22 protein-coding genes, 1 tRNA gene and 1 pseudogene are annotated in these 24,006 nt (G+C 67.9%); 12 read left to right on the top strand and 12 right to left on the bottom strand.

Annotation, left to right across the window (positions count from 1 at the left end):
• Positions 1-24: 24 nt before the first annotated feature.
• Both ACWDUM_RS19205 and ACWDUM_RS19200 read right to left on the bottom strand, forming a co-directional pair.
• Complete coding sequence (locus ACWDUM_RS19205; RefSeq protein WP_450115495.1) at positions 25-1,251, bottom strand: branched-chain amino acid ABC transporter substrate-binding protein; 1,227 nt, start codon at positions 1,249-1,251, stop codon at positions 25-27.
• A 269-nt stretch (positions 1,252-1,520) separates the two neighbouring features.
• Entirely contained in the window at positions 1,521-2,129 is a 609-nt protein-coding gene (locus ACWDUM_RS19200) for an ANTAR domain-containing response regulator (RefSeq protein ID WP_450115496.1), read from the bottom strand.
• Between the two features lie 125 nt (positions 2,130-2,254).
• On the opposite strand from ACWDUM_RS19200, the gene ACWDUM_RS19195 reads away from it, so the two are divergent.
• The 7 genes and pseudogenes from ACWDUM_RS19195 (at position 2,255) to ACWDUM_RS19165 (ending at position 8,331) form a co-directional block, all read left to right on the top strand.
• Positions 2,255-2,331 (top strand) — tRNA-Leu (locus ACWDUM_RS19195).
• Positions 2,332-2,733: 402 nt separating this feature from the next.
• Positions 2,734-3,072 carry a TfoX/Sxy family protein gene (locus ACWDUM_RS19190; protein ID WP_450135151.1) on the top strand — a complete coding sequence of 113 codons (339 nt, stop codon included), beginning with the start codon at positions 2,734-2,736 and terminating at the stop codon, positions 3,070-3,072.
• 4 nt (positions 3,073-3,076) lie between these two features.
• Positions 3,077-4,114 carry a PucR family transcriptional regulator gene (locus ACWDUM_RS19185; RefSeq protein ID WP_450135150.1) on the top strand — a complete coding sequence of 346 codons (1,038 nt, stop codon included), beginning with the start codon at positions 3,077-3,079 and terminating at the stop codon, positions 4,112-4,114.
• A 161-nt stretch (positions 4,115-4,275) separates the two neighbouring features.
• The gene (locus tag ACWDUM_RS19180; RefSeq protein WP_450135149.1) at positions 4,276-4,827 is read left to right on the top strand and encodes a nuclear transport factor 2 family protein; all 552 of its coding nucleotides are present in this window, start codon (positions 4,276-4,278) and stop codon (positions 4,825-4,827) included.
• A gap of 310 nt (positions 4,828-5,137) precedes the next feature.
• Positions 5,138-6,838 carry a DEAD/DEAH box helicase gene (locus ACWDUM_RS19175; protein WP_450135148.1) on the top strand — a complete coding sequence of 567 codons (1,701 nt, stop codon included), beginning with the start codon at positions 5,138-5,140 and terminating at the stop codon, positions 6,836-6,838.
• Between the two features lie 800 nt (positions 6,839-7,638).
• Positions 7,639-7,743: pseudogene (locus tag ACWDUM_RS19170) on the top strand (DUF2510 domain-containing protein); the annotation flags it as partial.
• A 63-nt stretch (positions 7,744-7,806) separates the two neighbouring features.
• Positions 7,807-8,331, top strand: coding sequence for a hypothetical protein (locus ACWDUM_RS19165; protein ID WP_450135226.1), 525 nt, complete (start codon positions 7,807-7,809; stop codon positions 8,329-8,331).
• Between the two features lie 77 nt (positions 8,332-8,408).
• On the opposite strand, the gene ACWDUM_RS19160 is transcribed toward ACWDUM_RS19165, so the two are convergent.
• The 4 genes from ACWDUM_RS19160 to ACWDUM_RS19145 form a co-directional block, all read right to left on the bottom strand.
• Entirely contained in the window at positions 8,409-8,936 is a 528-nt protein-coding gene (locus ACWDUM_RS19160) for an XRE family transcriptional regulator (RefSeq protein WP_450135147.1), read from the bottom strand.
• Positions 8,933-9,325 (bottom strand): hypothetical protein, encoded by a 393-nt coding sequence (locus ACWDUM_RS19155; protein WP_450135146.1) that lies wholly within the window; start codon positions 9,323-9,325, stop codon positions 8,933-8,935. Before ACWDUM_RS19155 ends, ACWDUM_RS19160 begins: the two co-directional genes overlap by 4 nt.
• Before the next feature lie 74 nt (positions 9,326-9,399).
• A complete protein-coding gene (locus tag ACWDUM_RS19150) occupies positions 9,400-9,744 on the bottom strand; it encodes a hypothetical protein (protein ID WP_450135145.1) in 345 nt (114 codons plus the stop codon).
• Between the two features lie 138 nt (positions 9,745-9,882).
• Positions 9,883-10,377: a hypothetical protein gene (locus ACWDUM_RS19145; protein ID WP_450135144.1), complete on the bottom strand. Its 495-nt coding sequence runs from the start codon at positions 10,375-10,377 to the stop codon at positions 9,883-9,885.
• A 536-nt stretch (positions 10,378-10,913) separates the two neighbouring features.
• On the opposite strand from ACWDUM_RS19145, the gene ACWDUM_RS19140 reads away from it, so the two are divergent.
• Entirely contained in the window at positions 10,914-11,261 is a 348-nt protein-coding gene (locus ACWDUM_RS19140) for a hypothetical protein (RefSeq protein WP_450135143.1), read from the top strand.
• Between the two features lie 31 nt (positions 11,262-11,292).
• Positions 11,293-12,612, top strand: coding sequence for a DUF222 domain-containing protein (locus ACWDUM_RS19135; protein WP_450135142.1), 1,320 nt, complete (start codon positions 11,293-11,295; stop codon positions 12,610-12,612).
• A 428-nt stretch (positions 12,613-13,040) separates the two neighbouring features.
• Here the strand turns inward: ACWDUM_RS19135 and thrS are convergent, their stop codons facing one another.
• Both thrS and ACWDUM_RS19125 read right to left on the bottom strand, forming a co-directional pair.
• The gene (gene thrS, locus ACWDUM_RS19130; RefSeq protein ID WP_450135220.1) at positions 13,041-14,210 is read right to left on the bottom strand and encodes a threonine--tRNA ligase; all 1,170 of its coding nucleotides are present in this window, start codon (positions 14,208-14,210) and stop codon (positions 13,041-13,043) included.
• Between the two features lie 245 nt (positions 14,211-14,455).
• The gene (locus ACWDUM_RS19125; RefSeq protein WP_450135141.1) at positions 14,456-14,764 is read right to left on the bottom strand and encodes an antibiotic biosynthesis monooxygenase family protein; all 309 of its coding nucleotides are present in this window, start codon (positions 14,762-14,764) and stop codon (positions 14,456-14,458) included.
• Positions 14,765-15,044: 280 nt separating this feature from the next.
• Between ACWDUM_RS19125 and ACWDUM_RS19120 the strand changes: the two genes are divergently transcribed.
• Positions 15,045-15,275 carry a hypothetical protein gene (locus ACWDUM_RS19120; RefSeq protein WP_450115499.1) on the top strand — a complete coding sequence of 77 codons (231 nt, stop codon included), beginning with the start codon at positions 15,045-15,047 and terminating at the stop codon, positions 15,273-15,275.
• Positions 15,276-15,526: 251 nt separating this feature from the next.
• Positions 15,527-16,372, top strand: coding sequence for an SGNH/GDSL hydrolase family protein (locus tag ACWDUM_RS19115; protein ID WP_450135140.1), 846 nt, complete (start codon positions 15,527-15,529; stop codon positions 16,370-16,372).
• A gap of 303 nt (positions 16,373-16,675) precedes the next feature.
• Here ACWDUM_RS19115 and ACWDUM_RS19110 read toward each other — a convergent pair whose 3' ends face one another.
• The 3 genes from ACWDUM_RS19110 to ACWDUM_RS19100 form a co-directional block, all read right to left on the bottom strand.
• Positions 16,676-18,073, bottom strand: a complete 1,398-nt coding sequence (locus tag ACWDUM_RS19110) for an FAD-binding oxidoreductase (protein ID WP_450135139.1) — start codon at positions 18,071-18,073, stop codon at positions 16,676-16,678.
• A 62-nt stretch (positions 18,074-18,135) separates the two neighbouring features.
• Complete coding sequence (locus ACWDUM_RS19105; RefSeq protein ID WP_450135138.1) at positions 18,136-21,006, bottom strand: BTAD domain-containing putative transcriptional regulator; 2,871 nt, start codon at positions 21,004-21,006, stop codon at positions 18,136-18,138.
• A gap of 97 nt (positions 21,007-21,103) precedes the next feature.
• Positions 21,104-21,751 carry a TetR/AcrR family transcriptional regulator gene (locus tag ACWDUM_RS19100; protein WP_450135137.1) on the bottom strand — a complete coding sequence of 216 codons (648 nt, stop codon included), beginning with the start codon at positions 21,749-21,751 and terminating at the stop codon, positions 21,104-21,106.
• A 147-nt stretch (positions 21,752-21,898) separates the two neighbouring features.
• Between ACWDUM_RS19100 and ACWDUM_RS19095 the strand changes: the two genes are divergently transcribed.
• Positions 21,899-22,660 carry an SDR family NAD(P)-dependent oxidoreductase gene (locus ACWDUM_RS19095; protein WP_450135136.1) on the top strand — a complete coding sequence of 254 codons (762 nt, stop codon included), beginning with the start codon at positions 21,899-21,901 and terminating at the stop codon, positions 22,658-22,660.
• A 90-nt stretch (positions 22,661-22,750) separates the two neighbouring features.
• On the opposite strand, the gene ACWDUM_RS19090 is transcribed toward ACWDUM_RS19095, so the two are convergent.
• Positions 22,751-23,833 (bottom strand): phosphatidylinositol-specific phospholipase C domain-containing protein, encoded by a 1,083-nt coding sequence (locus ACWDUM_RS19090; RefSeq protein ID WP_450135135.1) that lies wholly within the window; start codon positions 23,831-23,833, stop codon positions 22,751-22,753.
• Between the last annotated feature and the right edge of the window lie 173 nt (positions 23,834-24,006).

Here is a 24,006-nt window from a genome sequence, read left to right as displayed (position 1 = left end):
CGAACGTGCCCGGTCGGCCGACGGTCACTTGACCTCGTAGATCTGGATGAGCGCGTTCGCGAGCTCACCCTGAGCATTCCACTGGTAGCGCTTGCCGACACCCTGGCCGTTGTAGTTGCGGACGAAGTCGAGCATGCCTGCACGGTCCTTCACACCGGAGTCGATCGCGGCGAGCATGATCGTGGTCAGGTCGTAGCCCTCGACGGAGTAGACGCCGGGCGCCTGCCCGTTGAGCGCCTCGTACTGCTCGGCGAGGGCGTCGGGAGCGGGGATGCACGGGCAGGTCAGGATCGCCTCCTTGGAGGACTCGCCGGCCTGCTTGACGAACTCGGGATCGTTGGTGCCGTCACCGGAGCTGAACAGCGCGGTGACACCCCCCTCCCGCAACTGGGTCACGAACGGTGCGGCCTCCGCGTAGTACCCGGAGAACCAGACCGCGTCCGGGTCCTCGCCCTTGATCTGCGCGACGGTCGCCGAGAAGTCCTTCTGACCGGTCTTCACGCTCGCCGAGCAGGCCGGGTCGGCGGCGGGCCCGAGGCTCTCGGTGACCACCCGTGCGAGGCCGACGCCGTAATCGGAGTCGTCCTGGATCACGCAGACCTGCTGCTTGCCGAGGGTGCCGGTCAGATACTTCGCGACGACCGAGCCCTGACTGTTGTCGTTGCCGAGACCGCGGAAGAAGGTGGTCCAGCCGTTCTCGGTGAGCGTCGGGTTCGTTGCGGACGCGGTGAGGAACGGCAACCCGGCCTGGTTGAACACCGCGCCGGTGGCCTTCGTCTCGCCGGAGAACGCCGGACCGAGCAGTCCGATGACGGACTGGTCGCTGACGATGTTCGGTGCGACCTGTGTGGCCTTCTGCGGGTCGCCCTCGGTGTCGAACTGCTTGATCTCGACCTGGCAGTTCGGGTTGTTCTTGTTGTGCTTGTCGAGCGCCAGTTTCGCGCCGTAGAGGATGTTCTGACCGAGGGCCGCGTTGGCGCCGGTCAGCGCGCCGGCCATCGCGATGGACACCCCCTGGCAGGTGGCGTTGCCGCTGCCGGCCGGGTCGGCGGCGTCGGTGACGTCCGTGGACGAGACCTCGGCGCCTGCCGCGTCGAGAAGTACCTGCGGCTGAATGCTCAAGCCACTGCCGGCCGCACCGGTGCCGGTCCCGGACGATCCACTGTCGGTCGACTTGCTGCTACAACCCGCCACGGCGAGGGTTGCGGCGACTCCCAGAACCAACGCGCCTCGCGCTGCACGACGATGCACGGTCCACCTCCCGTTCTCTGCGCTCTCCGACGGGTCGTCAGGTGCCGACCACGCCAGCTTCGGAGAGAACATAGCGTCGCCGCTATCTCCTTGCACCGCAATGAATCGACGTGGCGGGATTCGTGTTTCGAGCGTTACCGACCGGCAAACGCACCCGGCGCGCGAGGGCGGAGAGGATCGACAGGCCCCGAACAGGCCGAACGCACCGACGCCCGGCGAACCGCGCGGTCAGCGGGAGCGGCGGCGGAAACACGCCGGTAGCGCAGTGTTCACCGTCCGCCGAGGGTTTCGAGGATCACTTCCGCGACGACCTTCATGGTGGTGCGCCGGTCCATCGCGGCGCGCTGGATCCACTTGAACGCCTCCGGTTCGGTGAGCGACTGGGACGTCATCAGCACACTCTTGGCCCGCTCGATGAGCTTGCGGGTCTCGAAACGCTCGGTGAGGCTGGCGACCTCGGCCTCGAGGGCGGAGATCTCCGAGAACCTGCTGGCGGCCAGTTCGACGGCGGGCACCAGATCCGCCTTGGAGAACGGCTTGACCAGGTACGCCATGGCGCCGGCGTCCCGGGCCCGTTCGACGAGTTCACGCTGACTGAAGGCCGTCAGGATCACCACCGGCGCAATGCGTTTCGCCGCGATCTCGGACGCCGCGTCGATCCCGTCGCGGCGGGGCATCTTGACGTCCATGATCACCAGGTCGGGGCGTAACTCCTCGGCGAGTTCGACGGCACGCTGCCCGTCGCCGGCCTCGCCGACCACGTCGTAGCCCTCCTCGCGGAGCATCTCGACGAGGTCCATCCGGATCAGCACCTCGTCCTCGGCCACCACAACACGGCGTGACGCCGGACGGCGCTCCTGCCCGACCGGATCGTTCATCGTCGGCCTCTCCCTTCGTTCGGCAGCCAACTGCCGACACGATCGTTCCAGCCGTCGGACAGCCCCTTGCAGGGTACCGGTGCTTGACGTGACGAACGGATCATCTACAGTCGGTATCCGCACCAGCCCTCGTATCCCAATTGGCAGAGGAAACGGATTCAAAACCCGTGCAGTGTGAGTTCGAGTCTCACCGAGGGCACCACGAAACCCCTGGACAACAGGGGTCTTCTTGTTTCCGACCTGTCCCACGGCGCCTCTTGCGGGGCCAGCGGGGGAAACCGCGGGTGTCAACTCGCGGGTTCCAGCGACCACTCCAACCGTCGAACCGTTGGAAGGACACCCACCGGTGTGTCCGCCACCGGGCGAACCCGTCAAGGTTCTCCGACGGACGACACAACCAACGAGTGGGTCGTGGTGATCCGTCTGGTGGTGGCTGCGGGAGCCGGATCACGCAGATGCTGCTGCGGGCGTCGTTGGCGGTCCCGGGAGGCCAAAGCCATCTGTGCAACGTTCCTGGTACATCGGCAGCGTGAGAAGTATCGAGCTGGTCGCCGACCCGCTGACGACGGTGTCGAGAGACCCGACGGCGGCGCATAATCGGCCCATGGCGTACGACGAGGACCTGGCCGACCGCATCCGCGAGTGCCTCAGCGGTCAGCGGGGGATCACCGAGAGGAAGATGTTCGGCGGATTGGCGTTTCTCGTCAACGGCAACATGGCGGTCGCCGCCAGCGGCCAGGGCGGGCTGATGGTCCGCGTCGACCCGAACACCGGGGAGAAGCTGTTGTCGCGCAAGCATGTCGAACCTGTGGTGATGCGTGGTCGGGAGATGACCGGATGGCTGCGGATCGGCGACGAGGCCATTCGCATCGAGCGGCAGCTGTCCGAGTGGGTGGACCGCGGCGCGGACTACAGCCGGTCGTTGCCGCCCAAGCAGAAGTGACGACGTGCGACTGAGCGAACTGCCCCCTACCCCGGAATCTGCCCTGGCCGTGGTGCGCTACTTCGACCGTCTCGACCACTCGGCCGCGTCGGAGGCCGAGCTGATCGACGCGGCCTGCGATCTCGCCGAGGGCACAGTCGCGGTCACCTGGCTCAACGGCGAGCCGGCCATCCGTGTCGAGCGCGAGGGTTCGCCGCATCCACTCGAGACCATCCTGATCGACCGCCTGACCTGGGCGCTGCAGCGCCAGTGTGAGCGGGCCCGCAACGATCGACAAGGGCAGATCGACGACCCCGCGCTCGCCGAGATCGTGCTGTCGGACAAGGAGAGTCCGCAGGCCCGAGCGCGCGCCCTGCGGCTGCTGGGCCTCGACACCGAGCGGCCCCTGCAGGTCCTGGCCCTGTCGACCCGGCCGGGCTCCTCGTCCGCGCGGGTGGTCGTGGACGCCCTGGGCGGCGCCGCCCATCGCCGGATCCGGATCGGGCAGCTGACCGCGCTGCTCTACCATCCGACGGACGAGGTGCGACAGCTCGCCGAACGGATGGAAGCCGCCATCGCCCAAGCCTTTCCGGCCCCCTTCGCGCCGAACGCCGACCCCGGGCCCTGGGTCGGCATCGGCAGCCTCGGCGATGCACTCAACGCACCCACGTCGTGGCAGCAGGCGGTGCGGTGCCTGCAGTTCACCTCGTCCACCACGCAGGGCCGCCGCGTCGTCGCCTACGAGCGGCTGCACATCTTCGAGCTGCTCGCCGAGATTCCCGTCGACACCATCCGGCGCAATCCCACGCTGCTGCGCATCGAGGAGCTGGCCGCGACGCCGTCTGGTGCGCAGGCCGTCGCGACCACCGAAGCATTCTTCGTGTTCGGGTCGCTGCGGCGCACGGCGGCCGAGCTCCATGTGCACCACAGCACCGTCGCCGCCCGGCTGGCGACGATCTCCGAGTACATGGACTGGGACCTGGACGATCCGATCGACCGATTCACGGCGATGCTCGCGTTGACGGTCCGCCGGATGGCCCTCAGCTCCTCCGGTGCCGTCTAGAACGGACCGGGCGGCCGTTCCATGTGATGGAACCGACTCCTGTCGGCAGCAGTGATCCCGATTACCGACAAGTGTCGGGAGACGCGCGTGACCCCGGCAACAGAAGATCCAATGACCCGCACAGCCCGCGGGATCTCGATCTGAACTCAAGGAGACCATCCGTGGCCATCGTCGATCCCACCATTACCTGGAAGCCCCTCGAGGAGCGGCTCGCGCGCACCACGAACGCCCGCCACCGCCGGGTTCTGGAGATCGTGCTCGAGCACATGAAGGAAGAGGCCAAGCCGGACCTGGACGGTCTGATGGCGACGCTCGCGCCGAACCCGGACTACCACTTCTGGAACGACGGCCACGATGTCGGCCCGAAGACCACCGAGGGTGTCCGCAAGTACTACGCCGACTTCGTCGCGTCGAAGTCGAACGTCCTCGAGTTCGCCATCGATCGCCTCTACGTCGACGACGAGGGACTGCTGACCGAGGGCTACCTGCGCCAGATCTACCCCGGCTCGTACGCCGCGCACCTCGGTTTCCCGATCGATGATCCGGACGCCGCGTACCTCATCGAGTTCCGTCAGCTCATCATCTGGCCGGTCGACGCCGACGGCAAGATCCTGGGCGAGGACTCGTACCACTCGGGCCCGTCGCGCATCGAGAAGCTCACCGAGGATCAGCTGCCGCAGCAGTACATCGACATGATGCAGGGAGTGAGCTGACTCAGCGGGACTTCGGTCAGGAGGGGCGCCGGACCAGCTTGTGGGGCGCAGCCGCAGTCGCGGGCGTCGAGTGCGCGGCGGATGCGGCGGGGACTCCACGGGTTTGGGAAGTGCGGATGTCGCCGAAGGCACGACCGTGTCCACGGCCTTCCACTCGCCCGTCATCAGCCGTCGCGGGAACGTCGGATCACACTCGTCCCCGAACCTCGAGTCGGGCGCACGATCACGGCGTGCCAGGATCTCTGGATGACCGACGCGCCGCCTCCGACCCACACGCTGCCTACCCAGCGCGCCGCGTAGGAGCCCGACCTTGGCCACCACCCGCCGTCGTCCGGCGAAGAAGAGTTCGCGCAAGACCACTCCCTCCGAGGCCGTCCCGGTGCCCGGCCCCGGCGAGCGAGTGTGGATGCTCGACGTCCCGCACCGGGTCAGTGCTCCCGGCGCGACCTGGAACAAGAAGCTGCGCTGCCACGTCTACGTCGGACAGCACCTTCCGGTATCCCTGGCACCGTTTGCGGCCAAGCCCTACAGCTACCAGCAGTGGATGGAGGACGACCTCAACGGGACTCGGGGTTCGTCGGCGACGGCCGCACCCAAGACTCCGCGGCCCGAACAGCTGTCGGCGGCGCGCGCGATCGCGGACGCGGCACGGCACGGGATGCGTGGAATCGCACTGTTCGACGATGTGGGGATGGGCAAGACTATCTCCGCGGTCCTCGGGGCGCAGGCGGTCCTCGACCAGCGTGCCGGAACCAGTGTCCTGGTGATCGTCGATCGTCCGACCGCGATCACCGTCCCGTCATGGCGGTCGACGATCGCGGCGGTCGGCGACGGAGGGCACCGATGGCTGATCTGCTCCCCCGATCAGTTGAAGAAGCTGATCGCGGCCAACGGCCGGCCGAAGTTCTCCTTCGACGTGGTCGTCGCCGACGAGGCGCAGAACTTCCGGAGAGACTCGCAGCGCACCGACTACATGCGCCGCATCACGAAGATGCTCGCGGCGCCCGCGAAGGCACCGTTCCTCATCGCCGCCACCGCCACACCCGGCCACCACCCCGGCGAATGGCGTTATCTGTCCTCTCTTTTCGCGCAGATCCATGGCGAGGACCCGTCCGAGTGGGACGACCTCGGGGCCCGGCTCGCACGCGCCGGCCTCCCGCTCGCCCGCACATTCGGCACCTGGCAGTGGTCGACCGAGGCGAAGGAGCAGGTGTCATTGCAGGCCGAGGCAGTCGACACGGTGCGCAGGTGGCTCACCGAACACGACCCGCCACTGATGATCCACCGCGACTCCCCCTGGGGGCCCGCCCCGATCGACGGTCTCGGCGTCGAACTGACCCCCAACGAGCAGGAACAATACGACCTGCAGTGGGGCGAGTTCCGGCGCGAAATGGGGTTGGCGCGCACAGGATCCGACACCGCGCGCGGCCTGGCCGCACTGCTCCGATTCCGACAGAAGGCCGGAATGATCCGGGTGCCACACACCGTCGACCTCGCCGCAGCCTACGTCGCGCGCGGCTATCAGGTGCTCGTCGCGGCGGAGATGGTGTCCACCGCAGCCGATCCGATCGCCGATGCACTCGAGAACCGGGGAATCCCGGTCGCGCGGATCTTCGGTGGGCGCACCGACGCCGAGGAGCAGAGGCTGCGTTTCCAACGCGGGCAGGCGTCGGTCTGTGTGTTCACCGCGACCACCGCGATCAGCCTGCACGCGAACGAGCATCTCTCCGACGGGACCCGGGCGACAGCGACTCCGCGGATCGGATTGTTCCACCAGCCGCGGTATTCCGGGATCGCCGCGCGCCAGACGGTCGGCCGCGCGCATCGCGACCACCAGGTGTGCCCGTGGTTCCTGCTCTACAGCGAGGGAACCATCGAGGAGGAGGCCGCCACGACGATGGTCCAGCGCCTGCTCGTGACAGCAGCGTCCGTCGACGGCGACACGAGTGCGCTGGGTGCGATCGCAGAACTGTTCGGGGCCGAGTGGTTGCCGTCCGACGCCCTCGGATAGGCGCTCTCGGACCCATCGACGCCCGGACCGCGGGCACGGGGCGCCGGGAACGTCACCGGCCGCCCGAGGTTGTGCGACCGCATGCTCGGGCGCAAGGTTGACATACAGCACCGGCACCATCGAAGAAGTCCGCCATGAACGCAACAGCCCTCCGCGCGGCAGTCGTCGCCGTCGTCACTCCCCTGCTCCTGATCAGCCCCTGTTTGGGTTACAAGCGGTCGAGTTACTAATCAGGCATTCAGGCCCATTCCTAACGACCACGGTTACTTATCGATTTCGCGCGAGCAAGCAATAACCGCCGAGTCGGCGTATGCCGAGCGTGCGGACGCAGATTCTCAAGCGTTGCGAAGCCGACGGAAAGCCCAATAAGCCCCCAGTGGGAGTGCTCGCGCTGACAGTCGACGAGGTGGAGCAAACCACTATGGAGGATGGTGCACAGCCATTGGCTGCATGGGATGACTCCATGACGCGAAAGATTCCGGACCATCATGGGCACATTGACTTCACTCCGATTCTCGAAGATCGGGACAAAATGGAGACTGCGCGCGACATCTTGACATCGAAGGCCCAGGCAGCACGGATGGGCCTACTGACAGCGGATGCTCCGGCGAAGCCGTAGGAAGACGTGGTGGACCGGTCAATCCGGCCGCGCCGTACAGCAGCCGAGTGACAGGCCCGAATGGACCGATCTAGATGTTGCGGGTCATGACGTTGGTGACACCGGCGTCATGGCCTCACACAGCCAGCCAAGTCGCGGCCGTACCAGTCGTCTGTGACCATTGCCGAGGAAGGAGACACCGATGGACACTCCTACACCTCCACCACCAGGCTGGCATCCCGACCCTGCGGGATCAGGGCAGCAACGCTGGTGGGATGGACAGAAATGGACCGACAGGTTCCAGGATGCTGACCTCGCTGCCGACGAAAACCCCCCGGAACCAGACTCGACGCTCCCCACCCCTGCCCCCATGAGCACGAAGAAGAAGGTCGCGATTGGGGTAGGTGCGGCGATCGCGGTCTTCGTCGTCCTGGGACTGATCGGTGGAGCATCCGATGATGACGAATCGACCGCCACCGTTGCGGCACCCTCCACGACCACGGCCGACGCCCCCGAACCGATCCTTGCGCCAACGACACATCACCAGATGACCCAGGAGGTGACGGCGCCGGCGACGACCGAGGCGGTGGAGTTGCCGGCACCGGCCAAAGCGCCGACAGTCCTGTCCCTGCCGCTCGCCTTTGCCGAGTCGAAGAACGGCGATCTGAAGTTCGAAGCACGCGACATAGCCGGTGACCTAGGGGTTCCAGGGGTAGCCAAGACGAACGGTGGGCGGGGAATCTTCGATAGGGCCAACTGGTCCGTTGTGGCCCAGTGTGATCAGCTCGTTGATGGCAAGGTTGAAGTGGGAGTGGTGAAGACCAGCGAGAAGGCCAGCATTCCGGGAATTGACATCGCGAACAACAACTATGCACTCCTCCTGGACTGCAACTGACCAGCGGCCCTCGGCGGGAGGAAGCTACGAATACGCCGGCCCATTGACCTGCACGTACCGGATCAGTGGACCAGAATCTACTGCTCCGTCGTGGTCCTGGGTGCCCGCTCCCACAGGCGCACCGACTCCAATCCCGTGATCTCCCGGATCGCGGTGAGTGCCGCCGACCGGGCCTCCGACTTGTCGTCCACGCGGCCGGTCCAGCCGATCTCCGGAACCTGCACCGCCCACCCGTCCTCGCCGGGCTCGACCTTGAGGAACATGTCCCGCGGATGCTCCCGCAGCCGCTTCGGAGGGTGGGTGGCGGCGATCTCGAGGCGCACGTCGATGCGGAACGCGATCTCGATCAGGTCCTCCACGGTGAACCGCGCGGTCCGCATGTACCGCAAGTCCGACAGGCGTGCCTCGGGCAGCTCCATGTACGTGCGGCACCGCTCCTCGGTCCAACCCTCCTCGTCGATCTTCCGGTCGATCGCGTACAGCAGCTCGTACTTGACCGCCGTGATCTCGTCGGCGGGTCCCTGCTCGTACTCCCGTTCGGCGTTGAGGGTGGCGCGGTCGATCCGCTGCTGAAGCTCGGGGCTGATGGTCTCGTCGCTGTTCATATGAGGTTCACCGCTACGTCGTCGAGGCGAAGCCCGAGGGTGACGGCGATGTATTGGCGCGCCATGAGCTCGGCCTCGGAGAGGCTGCGGGCCTGGGTGAGGCCGTCGATCTCGGGGATCGCGACCATCCACCACTTCCCGTCTCGGGTGACTTCGGCGTTGTAGGTGTTGGTCATGGGTTCCTCCTCCACATCAGGCCGCGGACGGGTCTGCAGCCGTCCCAGCCGCACGGCGTAGATGACCAGGGCGTCGCGGGTGAACTCGCCGAGCTTGCCGGCTTCTTCGATGGCGGTTTGCACACCTGTCCACTCAACCTCACGCACCTGTCGACCCGCGCCCGTTGGGCCGTTTCCGGCCAGCTCGGCCCGGAAATCGGCGACACTGTTCAACGTCCCAACGTCCCGCAGCCGATGAACGCCTGCCCGGATCGTTGGGGGCTTGGGAACACCCCACCGAACGGGGGTTACCGCTGGTCTGCGACGAGACGGGCGAGGGCCGCGTCCTGTCCAGGCAGAGCCGGGTCGGGCATGTCCTCGTCGAACAGTGCCTCGAGATGACCGGCCGGCATCCCAAGCGCTGCGCCGCACGCCGCCCAGGAGACACCGGCGCGGCGTGCGGCGACGACGGCCGCGGTGACGGCGTCCTCCGCCTCCGCCTGCGCGGCAGCCGCGACGCGGAGTGCGTGGATCACGTCGGGATGCGCGCGTGCGTGCGCAACGTCATCAGTGGGCAATACCTGCCAGAGCTCGGCCTGGCCCTGTCGGAGTGCTTCCTGGTGGGTGATCCACGTGGGATCGGTGGTGTTCAACGTCGGACACTCGTTTCTGCTCCCGCAGGTGCGGAGCCGCACAGTCTCGCAGACGGCCCCGACACCGCCAACCACGGGACGGTTATGTCGGTGACACCTGCCTGCCGGGAGAAGCGGGCGTGAGATCCTGCGGCTTCGTCAGAGCGCGACTGCGCCCGCGAAGGAGCCGGGCACACCCGGAATCGCCACAGGGCCGATCTGAATCACCAGCGGGCCGACCACGTCGAACACGGTGCCATACCCGTACGGGTGCGGGTGCGGGTTTGTAACCGGCTGCGGCAGCCGGTTACCGGAGAGGTCCGTCGGCAGCCAGAACTCGTCCGGCAGCCACTTTCCGGCGATCGCGTACTTCACCGTCCACGGCTGCCCGGCCGCGGCATTCGGCACCCGCACCAGGTGCAGGTAGTTGCCGTTGTCCGCCCCGGTCGACCCGGCCGGGATACGGCCATTGACGGGGAAGTGGTCAACCGAGATCACCTCGTAGACGGGTACTCCTGCGTTGAAAAGTGCCAGGTAGCTGGCGCTACCGGCGTCCGTGCGTGGATCGGCAGAGGCTGTGCCGGCTCCGGTTCCCGCAATTCCGGTAGCGAGCAGTAGGGCGCCGATACCCGCGGTGATCCGTTTCGTTCCCATTGCATCACACCCCTTTTCGGTTGGCCGTCACGTTCAGTCACGCTAGGTGCGGGGTTGTGCCGGAATCTGACGACACGCCGCACCACAATTGCCCGATTGGTGTCCAATGGGATCGGGCGTTGCTACGGGGGCACCGATTCACCCACAGCCGGTGACCGTCACGAACTATGCGAACGGCACATCGAATGGTTCGACAGCTGCGAGGAGACGGAGGCGCCATGACCGTCGCCACCACGATGCCTGGACCGCGGTTACAGCCAACGAGCAGGGCCGATCCCGGTACCGCCTGCGGCCCGCCCCGGCGATAGTGCCGCACGCATCGCGGATGGTTCGTACCCGGAGCCCCTGCTCCAACCAGGTCAGCGGCGATGAAAGGAACTACGCTCCATGACGATCCGCAGACTCTCCGCCACCACTGCCGCCGCAGTCGCGGCGCTCCTGCTTGCCGCGGGATGCGGCAGTGACGACTCCAGTACCTCCACCATCCCACACGAAGGGCCAGGTAGATGAGGAGTCCGCGAGTCCACGTTGCTGTGATGTTCGTTGCCGTCACTGCTGGCGCGTTGTCCGCGTGTAGCGGCGACACCGAGACACCATCCGCGCCGGCCACCGCCACGATCGCTGCCGACGGTGTAATCACGGTGCCGCCTCCGAAGTCGACTCTTCCGACCGCGACATTCGGGGAGACGCAGAGGATTCCGAGCACCGGCTTCGCGGTCGGCGGGAGAACCATGTATGACCTGGGCGTTCATCGCGGGCAACGCCGGCTCGTGCAGATGTCCGCACTCCTGCCTGCCGGGCGTGCCCACACGGATCCGACCGCACAGACCGTCACCACCTTCGATTCGATCTCGATATTGTTGAGCAGCAATAGAACCCATTGAGTTCGAATACTTGTTCGAGTATCGTCGGGTCATGAAGCTCGACGAGATGCTCACCGCACCCCACGGGGTGGAGGCGTGGCGTCTCGACGAGAAGACCCTGCTGGCTGCGGTGCCGGAACTGGCGGCGTGGATGCGGCAACTCGACGCCCTGCGGGTGCGCCTGGTCCACGAGATCGACGAACGCTGCGTCGCCCAGACGATCGGGGCGTCGTCGACGCAGGCGTGGCTGTCCGGCACCTGCAAGCTCACGCCCGGGCAGGCGAAGAAGATCATCACCGCCGGGCGCAGCCTCCGGAACCGGCCCGACGTCGCGGACGCCTTCACAGCCGGGACCGTGGATGTCGATCAGGAGCGTGCGATCACGAATCTGCTCGATCAGATCCCGGACCTGATCTCCGACGTCGACCCCGTCGTCGACGGCGAGGCGATCGACCCGGTCGCCGCATGCACCCAACAGTGCACCGACTATCTCGTCGCCGCCGCCGAACACGAACACTCCGCTGACACCGCCAACCGCGCCGCAGCACTCAAGACCATGCTCGAAAAGGACAACGACGGGCCGCCCTCCGACGACGAGAACACCGAACTCAACGAGTTCTTCGCCTCCCCCACCGCCGGCGGCAGGGTTCGAGTCAAAGGCCACTTCGACAAGACCACCGGCGAGCAACTCCTCACCGCCCTGTCCGCACTGTCCAAGCCGCAATCCGGACGCAACAACACCCACGGCGAACCCGACCCCGACCCACGCACAGCACCGCAACGCCGTGCCGATGCGTTCGCCGACATCGTCCGCCACTACCTCGACTCCGGCGACGCACCCGGCGAGGGCGGCGAGAAACCCCACATGACCGTCTTCGTCGGCCGTGGCGACCTCGCCAACGCCACCCGCACCACCACGGGTGCGGGAACCCCGACCACCAGCACCGACACCGACACCGACACCGACACGAGCACCCGCGGCACGAACGAAGCCCAATCGGCCGACCACGAACGCGACGAAAACCAGTGCAGCACAGGCGACTGCAACGGAACCTGCGGATCCGACACCTGCCCTCTCGCGCAAGCCGTCATAAACGCCGTCGACCCCAAGCGGTCGTACATCCGGCGCGGCCCTGCTTGGATGCCGTGGCTCGGACCGATCAGCATCCGCCACGCTGCCATGCTGTCCTGCGACGCTTCAGTAACCCCGATTGCCATGGACGACGACGGCAGCCCTCTCGACGTCGGCACCACTGCCCGCACCATCCCCCGCCGCATCCGCCGCGCCCTCGACGCCCGCGACTGCGGCTGCACTTTCCCAGGCTGCGGCCGCCCCGCCGCCTGGACCGACGGCCACCATATTCACCACTGATCGAACGGCGGACCGACAAAACTGTCGAACCTGTTCCTGCTCTGCAGATTTCATCACCGCCTCATCCACAAGGGCGAATGGGAAGTCTTCATCGGAGACGACAATCACCCGCGGTTCCGGCCTCCGCGTTGGATGGACCCGCAGCGAAGACCCGTGCCCGCCCATAACCGCAGAGAACTCATCTTCACCAGATGACGCCCAAGGTCTTCAATCGAACAGCACCTCCCTCTGCCACGACCCCACCACGGGTCGAGGCCGAGGGAGGTCTGTAAGCGTGGAGGAAAGGACGGAGGACCGACTCACAACTCCGTGGTGTCACTCGGAGTCCACTCGAGGGTTCTCCGTCGATTGCGGTATGCATCATTCATCAGCTCCAGCAGATGGGACTGGGCGATCCGGGTTCGGACACCGCCTGCGATGTCGGTGATCTAAACGGTGTTCTGGGCAATCTCGGTTGGACCGACCACCGCGACAAGGTGATCGCGAGACGTGCGCGCATTCCGAATGCGCGCACCGAGTGACCCGTCGTGGTCAACCCGGCTGCGAAGGCCACGGCGGCGGGCTTCGTCGGCGAATGTGCGCGCAGCGTCGTCCTGGTCGGCACTGACAGGCAGCACGGTCAGATGGATGGGGGCGAGCCAGAACGGCACCCGCCCTCCGTAGTGCTCGAGCAGCGCTGCCGTGACCCGCTCCATCGACCCGACCGTCCCTCGATGGATCATGACCGGTCGATGCTCGGCGCCGTCGGCGCCGACATAGGTGAGGTCGAATCGCTCAGGCTGATTGAAATCGAGTTGTACGGTTGCGATCGTTTCCTCGTGGCCGCGGCCGTCGCGCACCTGCACGTCCAGCTTGGGGCCGTAAAAGGCAGCTTCTCCCGGGGCTTCGACCAGTTCCAGACCGTGCTCGCCGAGGACATCCCGCCCGGCGGCACGAAGGTGATCCTGGGCTTGTTCCCACTGCGCATCGGTTCCGAGCCAGCTGGCGGAACCGTCGCACAGCGAGAGCCTGACGTGGTCGACGGGTAGCCCCAGGTTGTTCTGAGCCCGCAACGCGGCCCGAAGCCCCAACGCGGCCTCGCCAAGGACCTGGTCAGGTCGGCAGAAGACGTGGGTGTCGTCGAGATTGATTTGTCGGACTCGACTCAAACCGGAAACCACCCCGGATCGCTCGGCTCGGAACATGGAGGCCAGCTCGTTCAATCGCAGTGGCAGCTCCCGATACGAACGCTTCGCCGAGGCGTAGATGAGGGCATGATGGGGGCAGTTCGCCGGCCGAAGCATCACTTCGTCATCGCCGATGCGCATGGCAGGAAACATGTCCTGGCTGAACTTGCTCAGGTGTCCGGAGCGCTCGAACAGCGTCCGTTTCCCAAGGACCGGGGAGTACACCCCCAGACAGCCGTCGGCGGATGCCAGCTCCTTGGCAAGCCGCTGCAACTCGTCGCGGACAACCGCTCCGGCGGGGAGCCACATCGGAAGCCCGGACCCGGCAAGCGGATCGGTGGCGAAGATGTCCATGTCACGGTTGAGATCGCGGTGGTCGGTGACCATCAGTGCCTTCTCCTGTCTGTTCGTACCGGAACAGACATCGGGAATGGAGAAGGCCCCGGAGTCTGCTCCGGGGCCTCGAAATGTCTTGGGACGATCAGTCCACGACTACGGCGCCGGAAACATCCGGCGTCGTCGTGAAGATCATCTGTACCTGCATGACGCATGAGGGTACGCCCTGCCCACAAGGATTTGAGATCAGGAACCGAGCTGGGCCGCCAAGCGACGCAGGGGGATCGCGTCACCGAGGGAAGCGGGCGGATGCGCAGAATCCGCACCCCGATCCAACGAGCTCACGGCGCGCCGAGCACCGGTTCGTAGTGCTCAACCACTGGGAACGGTTCGTAGAAGTGATGGAGCAGTCGACGCCACTGCTCGTACTGCGGCGACCCACGGAAGCCCTCGGTATGGTCCGCCAACCTCGCCCACTGGACGAGAAGCAGATATGTTCCCGGTCGCTCGATGCATCGGGACAATGTCAGCTGCTCGAAGCCGGGCATCGCGGAAATGATCGACTTCGCTTCCGCAAAAGCCAGTTCGAACTCCGATTCGTGCCCGACGCGAACACTCAACAGTGCGTGCTCGATGATCACGCCGACCATCGTCGCATCCGGCACCGCCATTCCTGGTGCGCAACGCGGGCGCGTTCGATCGGCGGCACTATTTCAGCGGAACACGTTGCGCACCTGTCACTTCACACCGGAGAGCAAGGGCGCGAACCCGAACCCGTATGCGTTGGCGACGAGGTCTCACGAGGCATCCGATGGCGAGGACCGACGTCGACGCGCCCTCCGCGGGCGCCCGGGGAGCCGTGGGTTGTGCCGCACTCGGGCAAGGGCGCAAGGTGGACATACAGCACCGGCACCATCGAAGAAGTCCGCCATGAACGCAACAGCCCTCCGCGCGGCAGTCGTCGCCGTCGTCACTCCCCTGCTCCTGATCGGCCCCTGTATCGCCGGGGCCGCGGCGGTGCCGATCACTCCCGATCCGGTCCACCCCGTCGTCCTGATCGGCCAGAAGACGGATCCGCTCGGCGCCCTCCTGGCGTGCGCAGGGACGGGACTCATTCCGGTCTTCGGGCCGAACATCATCTTCCCGATCTGCCTGGCCTGAGCCGACGCCCCCCGGCACCGGTCGCCCGCGCAGCGAGCGCGGGTGGGCCGCACCCGGGCAATCGGTCCGGTTTCCCGGTCCGCGGCTCGGCGGTCGTCTAGATTGCTGTCGGGTCGCGGGGGTCGATCACTCCTGCCGCCGTCGGGGTCGCCGCGAATCCGGCTCACCCTTCCGAGCCGTATCTTCCGGGCCGTTTCGCGAACGTCGACAGGAGTCTCTCAGTGGTGGACAGGTTTTCCAGACGTCATCTCGTGGCCGCGGGCATTCTCGCCGCGGTGTCCCTGACCGCACCCGCCACGGCGGCAGCCGCCCCGGCGCCGGGTGAGGCGATCGAGCACGTCAATCTCGGTGACAGTTTCAGCGCCGGGTCCGGCGTGTTCCCGATCGTGCCGGGCACTCCGCTGGCGTGCGCGCAGTCCGAGCGGAACTTCGCGCACCTCGTGGCCGCCGAACGCGGCTACCAGCTCACCGACGTCAGCTGCGGCGGCGCCAAGACCGAGGACTTCTACAGCCCGCAGTACCCGGGTCTGCGTCCGCAGCTGGACGCGCTGTCCCCGTCGACGGACCTGGTGACGATGACGATCGGCGGCAACAACAACGACACCTTCTCCGGTGCCATGGCCAAGTGCATCGGCGCGGGCCTGTCCCGGCCGGGTGCATGGAATCCGTGCCAGGAGCAGTACGGCGACAGCATTGCCGAACCGGTACGGACGCAGACCTATCCGGCACTGGTGCAGGTGCTGCGTGACGTGCACGCCCGCGCCCCGCATGCGGAGGTCGCGATCGTCGACTACCCGCACCTGCTGCCCCCGACCGATGGGTGCGCACCCTCGATGCCGCTCGCACCCGGCGACGTCCCCTACCTGTACGAGCTGCAAACGGTCCTCAACGACGTGGTCGCGCGGGCCGCGGCCGAGACGGGCACGACCTTCGTCGACGTGTCGGAGTCGTCGACGGGCCGGGACGGCTGCCAGTCCGAGCAGCAGCGCTGGGTGGAGCCGATGATCGGTGCGGTGCAACCCGTTCCGGTGCACCCGAACGCGGCCGGGGAACGCGCTCTCGCAGATGCCGTACTCGCCGTCGTCGACGTGGGCTGACGGTCCCGGCGTGCACCGCAACCACCCGACGCACCCCTGACATGACGCGACCCCCGCCGCTCACCGGGAGCAGCGGGGGTCGCGTGGGGTCCGGGAATTACTCCGCGGTCGGCGCCGTCGCGTCGCTGGAACCGAGGCCGAGGCCACCGAGGATGTCGGCGATCGAAGCGAAGATCTCCTGAACGCTGCCCATTGCAACTCCTACGTATTGTGTGAGGGGTGTGTCACCGCGCGGTGACGCGTCACACTATCGCACGCCGCGAGGGCGCGCGCACCCCCAAGTCTCGCTCTCTTTCACGCCCGTCACCACCGGGCCGCGGGCGCAAACAATCCGACCGGGTCGACGCGCCGACGGATCTGCGTCAGCCTCGGGTGGATGTCCTCCCCGAACGCCGCCCGCACCCGCTCGGCGGGCGCCCCGGTCACCGAACCGGCGAAGTTCACCAGCGACCCTCCGGTTACCCAGGGCTGCATCCGGTCGAGCACCGAATCCAAGGCCGCGGGAACCACGTCCGCGATCTCCGGAGCCAGCGCACCGATCGTGAACAGGCTGAAGGCGGCGGCCCGCCCGGCGACCGCGTTCGGTACCCCGGCGGGCCGCGCCAACGCCCCTCCCATCGCACGAATCTCGGCCATCGCCAACGGCAGCCCACCCTCCGGCCCGACGGTGGCGAGGAACTCGTCGATCGCCTCCGCGGGCAGCTCACGGAACAGGGCGCCCCGCTCCGCGGCCGGCATCGGCTCCGTCGGATCGGCGTGGATCGCCCCCACGTCGGCGTACATGATCTCGGTGACGGTGTCGATGATCGGCGTGCCAAGGGCCCGGAGCGCGGCGATCCACGGCTCCCCGTCCTCGGTGTCGCTGACGTGCGCGAACCGCACATGGACCACCGACCGGCCGCGCAGCGGCTCGGGCAGGTCCGGCAGGGGCGGGAGGTTCAGCACCGCGACGGACGAGCCCACCGTCTCCGGGATGGTGTGGACCCACTCCCTCCAGCCGTGCAGCACCCGGGCCGCGTCCGCGATGTCGAAGAACAGGCCGCCGGCGAGCAGCGTCTGGATCTCGAAGAGCCGGAACGTGATCTGGGTGACGATGCCGAATGCCGCACCTCCGCCGCGGAGCGCGAAGAACAGTTCGGGATCGGTGTTCGCGTCGACGCGGCGCAACCGGCCGTCCGCGGTGACCACCTCGATCTCGAGGACGTGGTCGGCGGCGAAACCGTAGGTGCGTCCGATCGGCCCCATCCCGCCGCCGAGGGTGTACCCGACCACCCCGACATCCGGCGCGGATCCGCAGAGCCCGGCCAGGCCGTACGGCGAGGCGGCGTCGAGCACCTGCCGCCACTTCACCCCGGCGCCGACCGTCGCGGTGCGGGCGTGCGCGTCGACGGAGATCGAGTCGAGCAGACCGGTGTTGACAAGGATCGAGTCCGGACCGACCGCGGCGGCGCCGTGCCCGGTGGCCAGCACGGCAACGGTCAGCCCCGCCTCGGCCGCGACGCCAACCGCGGCGGCGACGTCGGCGGCGCTCGCCGCGACCACGACCGCGGCGGGCCGGTGCACGGTGGCGCAGTTGAACGCGGCGACGGCTAGGTCGTAGCCGCCGCTGCCGGGCGCATGGACCGGGCCCGCGACGGCGACGTCGAGCGCCGCCGCGATCGAGGGAAGTGCGGGGGACGATTCGTTGATGCTGGTGGACATGGGATTCCTCGTCTCGGTGGAAGGTGACGAGATCAGGACACCGGGCATCACTTACCGAACTCTTACGGCCCGCTTGGAACCCACCTCGCCAGCGCCCCGGCCAGCAGTTCGTTGACCTGGTCGCGGCTCAGGTCGGCCCCGGACGCGGCGTGACGCCGGTAGTCCTCGGCGCTCACCGCGCCCCGGATGGTGGCCGCCTCCCTGGGTCCGTCGACCGGGTCCATCCACTCCGGAAGGAAACCGATCCGGCTGCCGTGCGAGTGCACCGCGCCCGCAAGCGTCACCGCCTCGACCGTCGATCCGCGGCGCGCGAGGGCGGCGGCGGAGGTGTGGACCAGGACGAGCCACGAGGTCACGTCACCGTCGATCTCGAGCATCTCCTGCATGTGCACGGCCGCAGCCAATGCGTCGTCGAGGCGATCGAGGTCCATCGCCGCCTTCATCAGCGCCCAGGTCGACGACGTGGCGACCCACCGGTTGCCGACCCGTTCTCCGCAGGCGATCGCACTCACCAGTTCCGACCATGCCTCTTGTGAGTGGCCGAGGTTGCGCAACACCATTCCGAGGACCATGCGGGCATCGGCCTCGCCGAATGTCGACTCGGCCGCGATGGTGCGCTCCACCCCTCGTCGGCACAGGACCACCGCCGCGTCGTGGTCACCTTGCATCGAATGGAAGTAGCCTTCCCATGCCTGCATGCGTGCGGCATGGGCCTCGACGCCGACCGCTTCCCACAACTCCGAGGCGCGGCGTGCGGCCTGCGCTGCGCCCGCCGCGTCTCCGGTCAGGTAGGTCAGCGAGGCGATGCCCGTCAGTGCGTGGGCCAGGTGCTCCCGATCGACCGGCCCCGCACTCGCCGCGACCCCGTCGACGGCGGCGTTCAGGAACCCGAGTCCCTCGCCGATCCGGCCACGGCGGTACCAGAACCAGTACAACCCGCCCGAGAGCTCGAGTGCGTAGTGCGGATCACCGGCCGCCAGCGCCGACGCCATCGCGGCCCGGTGCTCGGAGTCGTCCGCCGCGATCTCGTTCATGATCGCGACGGAATGGGTGCCGTACAGTCCGTCACCCGCGGCGGCGACCCTGGCCCGCACATGCTCGCGGTGCGCGAGCGCGGCCGCTGCGTGCTCCTCGGGTTCGGCCTGGTCGAGGGCGAACTGTTTGATGGTCTGCAGCATCCGGTAGCGCCGCGGCGAGGTGCCGGGCAGCACCTTCAGCAACGATCGACGCACGAGCGCCGTCAGCGGTTCGACGGCGGAGAACTCGGAGGCTGCGCCGGTGACAGCCGCGGCACCGGCGAGGTCGAAGCTGTCGGCGAACACCGCGACTTGCCGCAGCACCCGCGCCTGTTCGTCATCGAGTAGCCGGTAGCTCCAGCCGATGGTGTCCACGAGTCTCCGCTGCCGGGGCGGGGCACTGCGAGACCCGTTGCGCAGCAGGGTGAACCGGTCCCCCAACCCGTCCGCGATCTGCTGTTCGGAGAGCACCCTCAACTGCGCCGCGGCCAGTTCGATGCCCAGGGGTATGCCGTCGAGTTCCCGGCAGATGGTGTGCACCGCAGTCGCGTTCGACTCGTCGAGGATCCATCCCTCGACCACGCCGCCCGCTCGCGTGGCGAACAGTTCGACGGCCGAGTCCGTGTCCAGCGGGGCGACGTCGAACAGGACTTCCCCGTCGACGTCGAGCGGTTCGCGGCTGGTCGCCAGCACCTGCACCTGGGGGCACTGCCCGATCAGCGCCGCGGCCAGGTCCGCGGCCTCGGCGACGACGTGTTCGCAGTTGTCGAGGATAAGCGCGGTCTTGCGGCCGGCGAGCACTCCGGCGAGATGCTCGGCGGTGCCGACTCCGGGCAGGCCGAGCGCGGACGAGGTGGCGGCCGCGACCAACCCGCCGGTCACCGCACCGAGATCCACGAGCCACGGCCCGTCCTCGTCCGGGCGACGGCCGCACACCTCCACGGCGAGCCGGGTCTTGCCCACCCCGCCGGGGCCGACGAGGGTGACGAGCTGATGTGCGGACAACAACGCCGTCACGGACTCGACGTCCAGGTCACGGCCGACCAGCCGGGTGCGCGGGGTGGGCAGGTTCGATGCCCGTGCGGGCGCCGCGGCAACGGGGACCGGCACCGTCGCCGGGGTCAGCGAATCGTCCTGCGCGAGCACCGCCCGTTCCAGGTCTCGCAGACCGATGCCCGGATCGATGCCGAGTTCGTCGTCGAGGATCGCCCGGATCCTCCGCAGTGAGGCCAGTGCATCGGACTGCCGCCCGGCCCGGTACAGCGCGAGAACCAGGATCTCCCAGGCGCGTTCGTCGAGCGGGTGATCGGCGACCAGGACCTGCGCCCGGGTCGCCACGTCCTGATACCGCCCCTGGGTCAGGTCCACGCCGAGCAGTGACTTCACCGCGTCGAGGTGCATCGCGGCGAGGCGGGTGACCTCGGGAGCCGCGAACTCCGCTCCCCCAATGTCCGCGTAGGCCGAACCCCGCCACAGTGACAGCGCCTCGCGATACCGCTCGGCCGCGATCTCCGGCGTCGCGGAAGCCTTATCGGCCCCGCGAACGAGGTCCTCGAATCGGGCGACATCGATGCACGTCCGGTCCACGGCGAGTGCGTATCGCGTGCCGTCCCGGACTAGCACTCCGTCGGCACGGCGAGCGCGGTCCGGGCTCAGCGCGTCGCGCAGTTTGGAGATCGCCACATGCAGCGAACTGAGTTTGGGCTGGTCCACACCGTGCCACACCTGGGCGAGAAGCCGATCGGCGGACACGGTGTGCGGATGCGCGAGCACGAGCGCGGCGAGCAGCGCACGCTGCCTCCCGCCGCCGAGATCGACCGGCGCCCCGCCGCGCAGCGCGGTCACCGGACCGAGCACCCGCAGATCGAGGCTGCTGGGCGGTTCCGGGCCGTCGGTCTCTTCCAGGCCGTCGGGCATGGGCCGTCCTCTCGTCGCACACCGCAGGTGGGACCGGAGGAACGGTACCGAAGGACAAGGTGATTGGCCTTGCGAAACAACCGCCGACGAGGCGACGTCAGCCCTCGGGCACGGCGATGCCACCGATGATCAGCGTGACGACGTCACCGGCGAGGGCGACGATCTCGCTCTCGTCCTGCCCTTCGATCGGCCGGTACCAGGTGTCGACCGCGTTGATGCTGCTGAGCAGTGTGCGGGCGGCGAGTGACGGGTCGGCCTGCCGCAGGGATCCGTCGCGCATGCCGTCGACGATCACGCCGTGGAACAGCCGCTCGTAGTCGCGGCGCAATTCGTTGAGTGCGAGCAGCGCGTCACGCTGACGGGCCTTGATCGCGGTCGAGGACTGGTCGCGGACGCCCTGCTGCACCACATGGTGGTATCCGAGATCGGTCATCAGGTTCACCACGTGGGCTCTCGACATCGCCTCGAGCCGCGCCCGGCCGGTGCCGGGGCCATTCGCGAGCGGACGGACCACGGCGTCGAGCCGGCGCATTCCGTCCTCGTAGACGCCGAGGAAGATGTCGAACTTCGAACGGAAGTGGTAATAGATCAGCCCCTTGGTGGCGCCGACCCGATGCGCGATGTCGTCGATCGTGGTGTTCGCGAAGCCGCCCCGCATGAATGCGTCGGCGGCGGCGTCGAGGATTCGGACGGTGACGTCGTCCGACGCGGAACTCGCATCACGCGCAGCACTCGCCTCGTTCACACCCTCACCTCCTCACACGCGGCCGCTCTCGACCCGTTCGAAGGGCTCCCCGTGATGATACTCCGTAGTATCCTAGGTCAGACCATGTTTCTCAGCGGAGCCGTGATCAGCTGACGGCTTGCGACCAAGGCAGGAAAAGGTAGCCACATGTCCGTGCTCGACAAGTTCCGTCTCGACGACAAGGTCGTCATCGTCACCGGCGCGTCCTCCGGGCTGGGTGTCGCCTTCGCGCAAGCGTGCGCCGAGGCGGGCGCCGACGTCGTCCTCGCGGCCCGCCGCGCCGAGAAGCTCGAGGACACCGCGAATCTGGTGCACGCGACCGGCCGTCGCGCCCTGACCGTCGCCACCGACGTCACCTCGCCCGAACAGTGCCAGGCCATGGTCGACGCCGCGATGGCCGAATTCGGCCGGGTCGACGTCCTGGTCAACAACGCCGGCATCGGCACCGCGGTTCCGGCCACCCGCGAGACCCCGGAACAGTTCCGGTCGGTGATCGACATCAACCTGAACGGCTCGTACTGGTGCGCGCAGGCGTGCGGCCGGGTGATGCAGCCCGGCAGCTCGATCGTGAACATCGCGAGCATCCTCGGCCTGACCACCGCGCAGCTGCCGCAGGCGGCCTACAGCGCCAGCAAGGCCGCGATCGTCGGCCTGACACGCGACCTCGCCCAGCAGTGGGGCGCCCGAAAGGGCATCCGCGTCAACGCGATCGCCCCCGGGTTCTTCGAGTCGGAGATGACCGACAGCTACCAGCCCGGCTACCTCGAGAGCCAGGCCTCGCGAATCGCACTGGGCCGCACCGGCGATCCGGCGGAACTGGCCGCCTCCCTGGTCTGGCTGGCGTCGGACGCCGGCGGCTACGTGACCGGGCAGACCATCGCCGTCGACGGCGGTTTCACGATCACCTAGAAGGCGCCCGGACGGCTCCGAATCCGCCCCCGCAGCAGACGAGTTGCGGGGGCGACCGTCGCCACCACCGTGCGCCGACCGGCACGAACGTCACCGACGTACGTCGACCCGGGACAGCACCGACGGCAGCCCCGCCCAATCGGAGGTGATCACACTCGCCGACCGGCCCGCCAGCTCCTCGACCCGCGCCGACGCCGCCACCGGATCGGGTGTGCGGCTGCCGATGGCCGGGGACACCTTGTGCGCATCGGTCATCACCAGCAGATAGTTGTTGTCCCGGTACCACCCGGTGTCGATGTTGCCGTTGACGTACCTCGACGCATCCCCGTCGAACACCACGAACCAGGGCCGCAGCGAGGCGTCCGCGTACCGCAGTCGCGGATCGCCGGGCGCGGCGCCGTTCACGGCGGGAAATGCGACGGCGGACGCCAGGTCGCCCGACGCGGCGAGATCACGCAGATGCGTGGCGTACTCGCGGTCGGTCCACAGGTCGTCGAGCGGATTGACCTCTTCCACGGTGCCCGGGATCAGGTCGATCACGAACCGGCCCGCGAGCTCGTCGCGGGCCGGCCAGCCGCGCTCGCGGACGGCGTCGTCGAGGGTGGCGGCATCGCCGAGCAGATCCGCAGGCGTGTACACCGCATCGCCGAGTCGCTCCCGCACGAGGACATCGAACTCGGCCGGCCCGCGCGCGATTCCGGCCGAACCTCCCGACCCCGTCGAACCCCCGACCGGTGCCGTGTCGAACCCGTCCTTCATCTCGATCTTCACCAGCACCGGGCGGTGAGTCGGGTTCGCGTCGTGCCAGGTGCGCAGGTCGGTCAGGCAGGCGCCGAGGTCACCGTCCCGCGACCCGGTTCGCCCGTCGACCGATCCACCACCCACGCAGTTGTTGTCGTTCGCCAACGGATTCTGGTGCGACACACGCCAGCCCGTCCCCCCGCCGTTCGTCCACACGTCGAGCTCGATGAGCGCGGCACCGGCATCGAGAGCATCGACGAGATATGGGTAGGTCGCCTTCTCGTAGGTGTTGTGCACTCCGACCGACGTCGTCTGGTCGTAACGCAGGCCACCCACCTCCGGGCCGCTGTCGGCAGCGGCCGACGCAGGTGCCGACACCACCGCCACGACCGCAGACACCACCAGCACCCGTCCCACCACATGCGCCACCACGGCCAGACCACCCTCTACGCTCGGACGACAACGCCTCGCGCAGCCTACGAGCAACCTCGTCCCACGGGGCGCGTTCGGCGACACCGGATCGGAACGGACACCGCACGAGGAGCTGCGCTTGCCCACCAACGAGATTCGACTGACCCGACAGGTCGCGGCGACACCGGAACGGG

It is taken from the genome of Rhodococcus sp. NPDC003322, assembly GCF_053589555.1.
This window is presented reverse-complemented; position numbering and strand designations above follow the sequence as displayed.

Excerpts from the sequence above, each read along its gene's own strand:
- ACWDUM_RS19200 (WP_450115496.1), bottom strand. The coding sequence starts at position 2,129 with ATGAACGATCCGGTCGGGCAGGAGCGCCGTCCGGCGTCACGCCGTGTT.
- ACWDUM_RS19190 (WP_450135151.1), top strand. The coding sequence starts at position 2,734 with ATGGCGTACGACGAGGACCTGGCCGACCGCATCCGCGAGTGCCTCAGC.
- ACWDUM_RS19165 (WP_450135226.1), top strand. The coding sequence starts at position 7,807 with ATGAGCACGAAGAAGAAGGTCGCGATTGGGGTAGGTGCGGCGATCGCG.
- ACWDUM_RS19160 (WP_450135147.1), bottom strand. The coding sequence starts at position 8,936 with ATGAACAGCGACGAGACCATCAGCCCCGAGCTTCAGCAGCGGATCGAC.
- ACWDUM_RS19145 (WP_450135144.1), bottom strand. The coding sequence starts at position 10,377 with ATGGGAACGAAACGGATCACCGCGGGTATCGGCGCCCTACTGCTCGCT.
- ACWDUM_RS19140 (WP_450135143.1), top strand. The coding sequence starts at position 10,914 with ATGTTCGTTGCCGTCACTGCTGGCGCGTTGTCCGCGTGTAGCGGCGAC.
- ACWDUM_RS19135 (WP_450135142.1), top strand. The coding sequence starts at position 11,293 with ATGAAGCTCGACGAGATGCTCACCGCACCCCACGGGGTGGAGGCGTGG.
- ACWDUM_RS19125 (WP_450135141.1), bottom strand. The coding sequence starts at position 14,764 with ATGGTCGGCGTGATCATCGAGCACGCACTGTTGAGTGTTCGCGTCGGG.
- ACWDUM_RS19120 (WP_450115499.1), top strand. The coding sequence starts at position 15,045 with ATGAACGCAACAGCCCTCCGCGCGGCAGTCGTCGCCGTCGTCACTCCC.
- ACWDUM_RS19110 (WP_450135139.1), bottom strand. The coding sequence starts at position 18,073 with ATGTCCACCAGCATCAACGAATCGTCCCCCGCACTTCCCTCGATCGCG.
- ACWDUM_RS19105 (WP_450135138.1), bottom strand. The coding sequence starts at position 21,006 with ATGCCCGACGGCCTGGAAGAGACCGACGGCCCGGAACCGCCCAGCAGC.
- ACWDUM_RS19095 (WP_450135136.1), top strand. The coding sequence starts at position 21,899 with ATGTCCGTGCTCGACAAGTTCCGTCTCGACGACAAGGTCGTCATCGTC.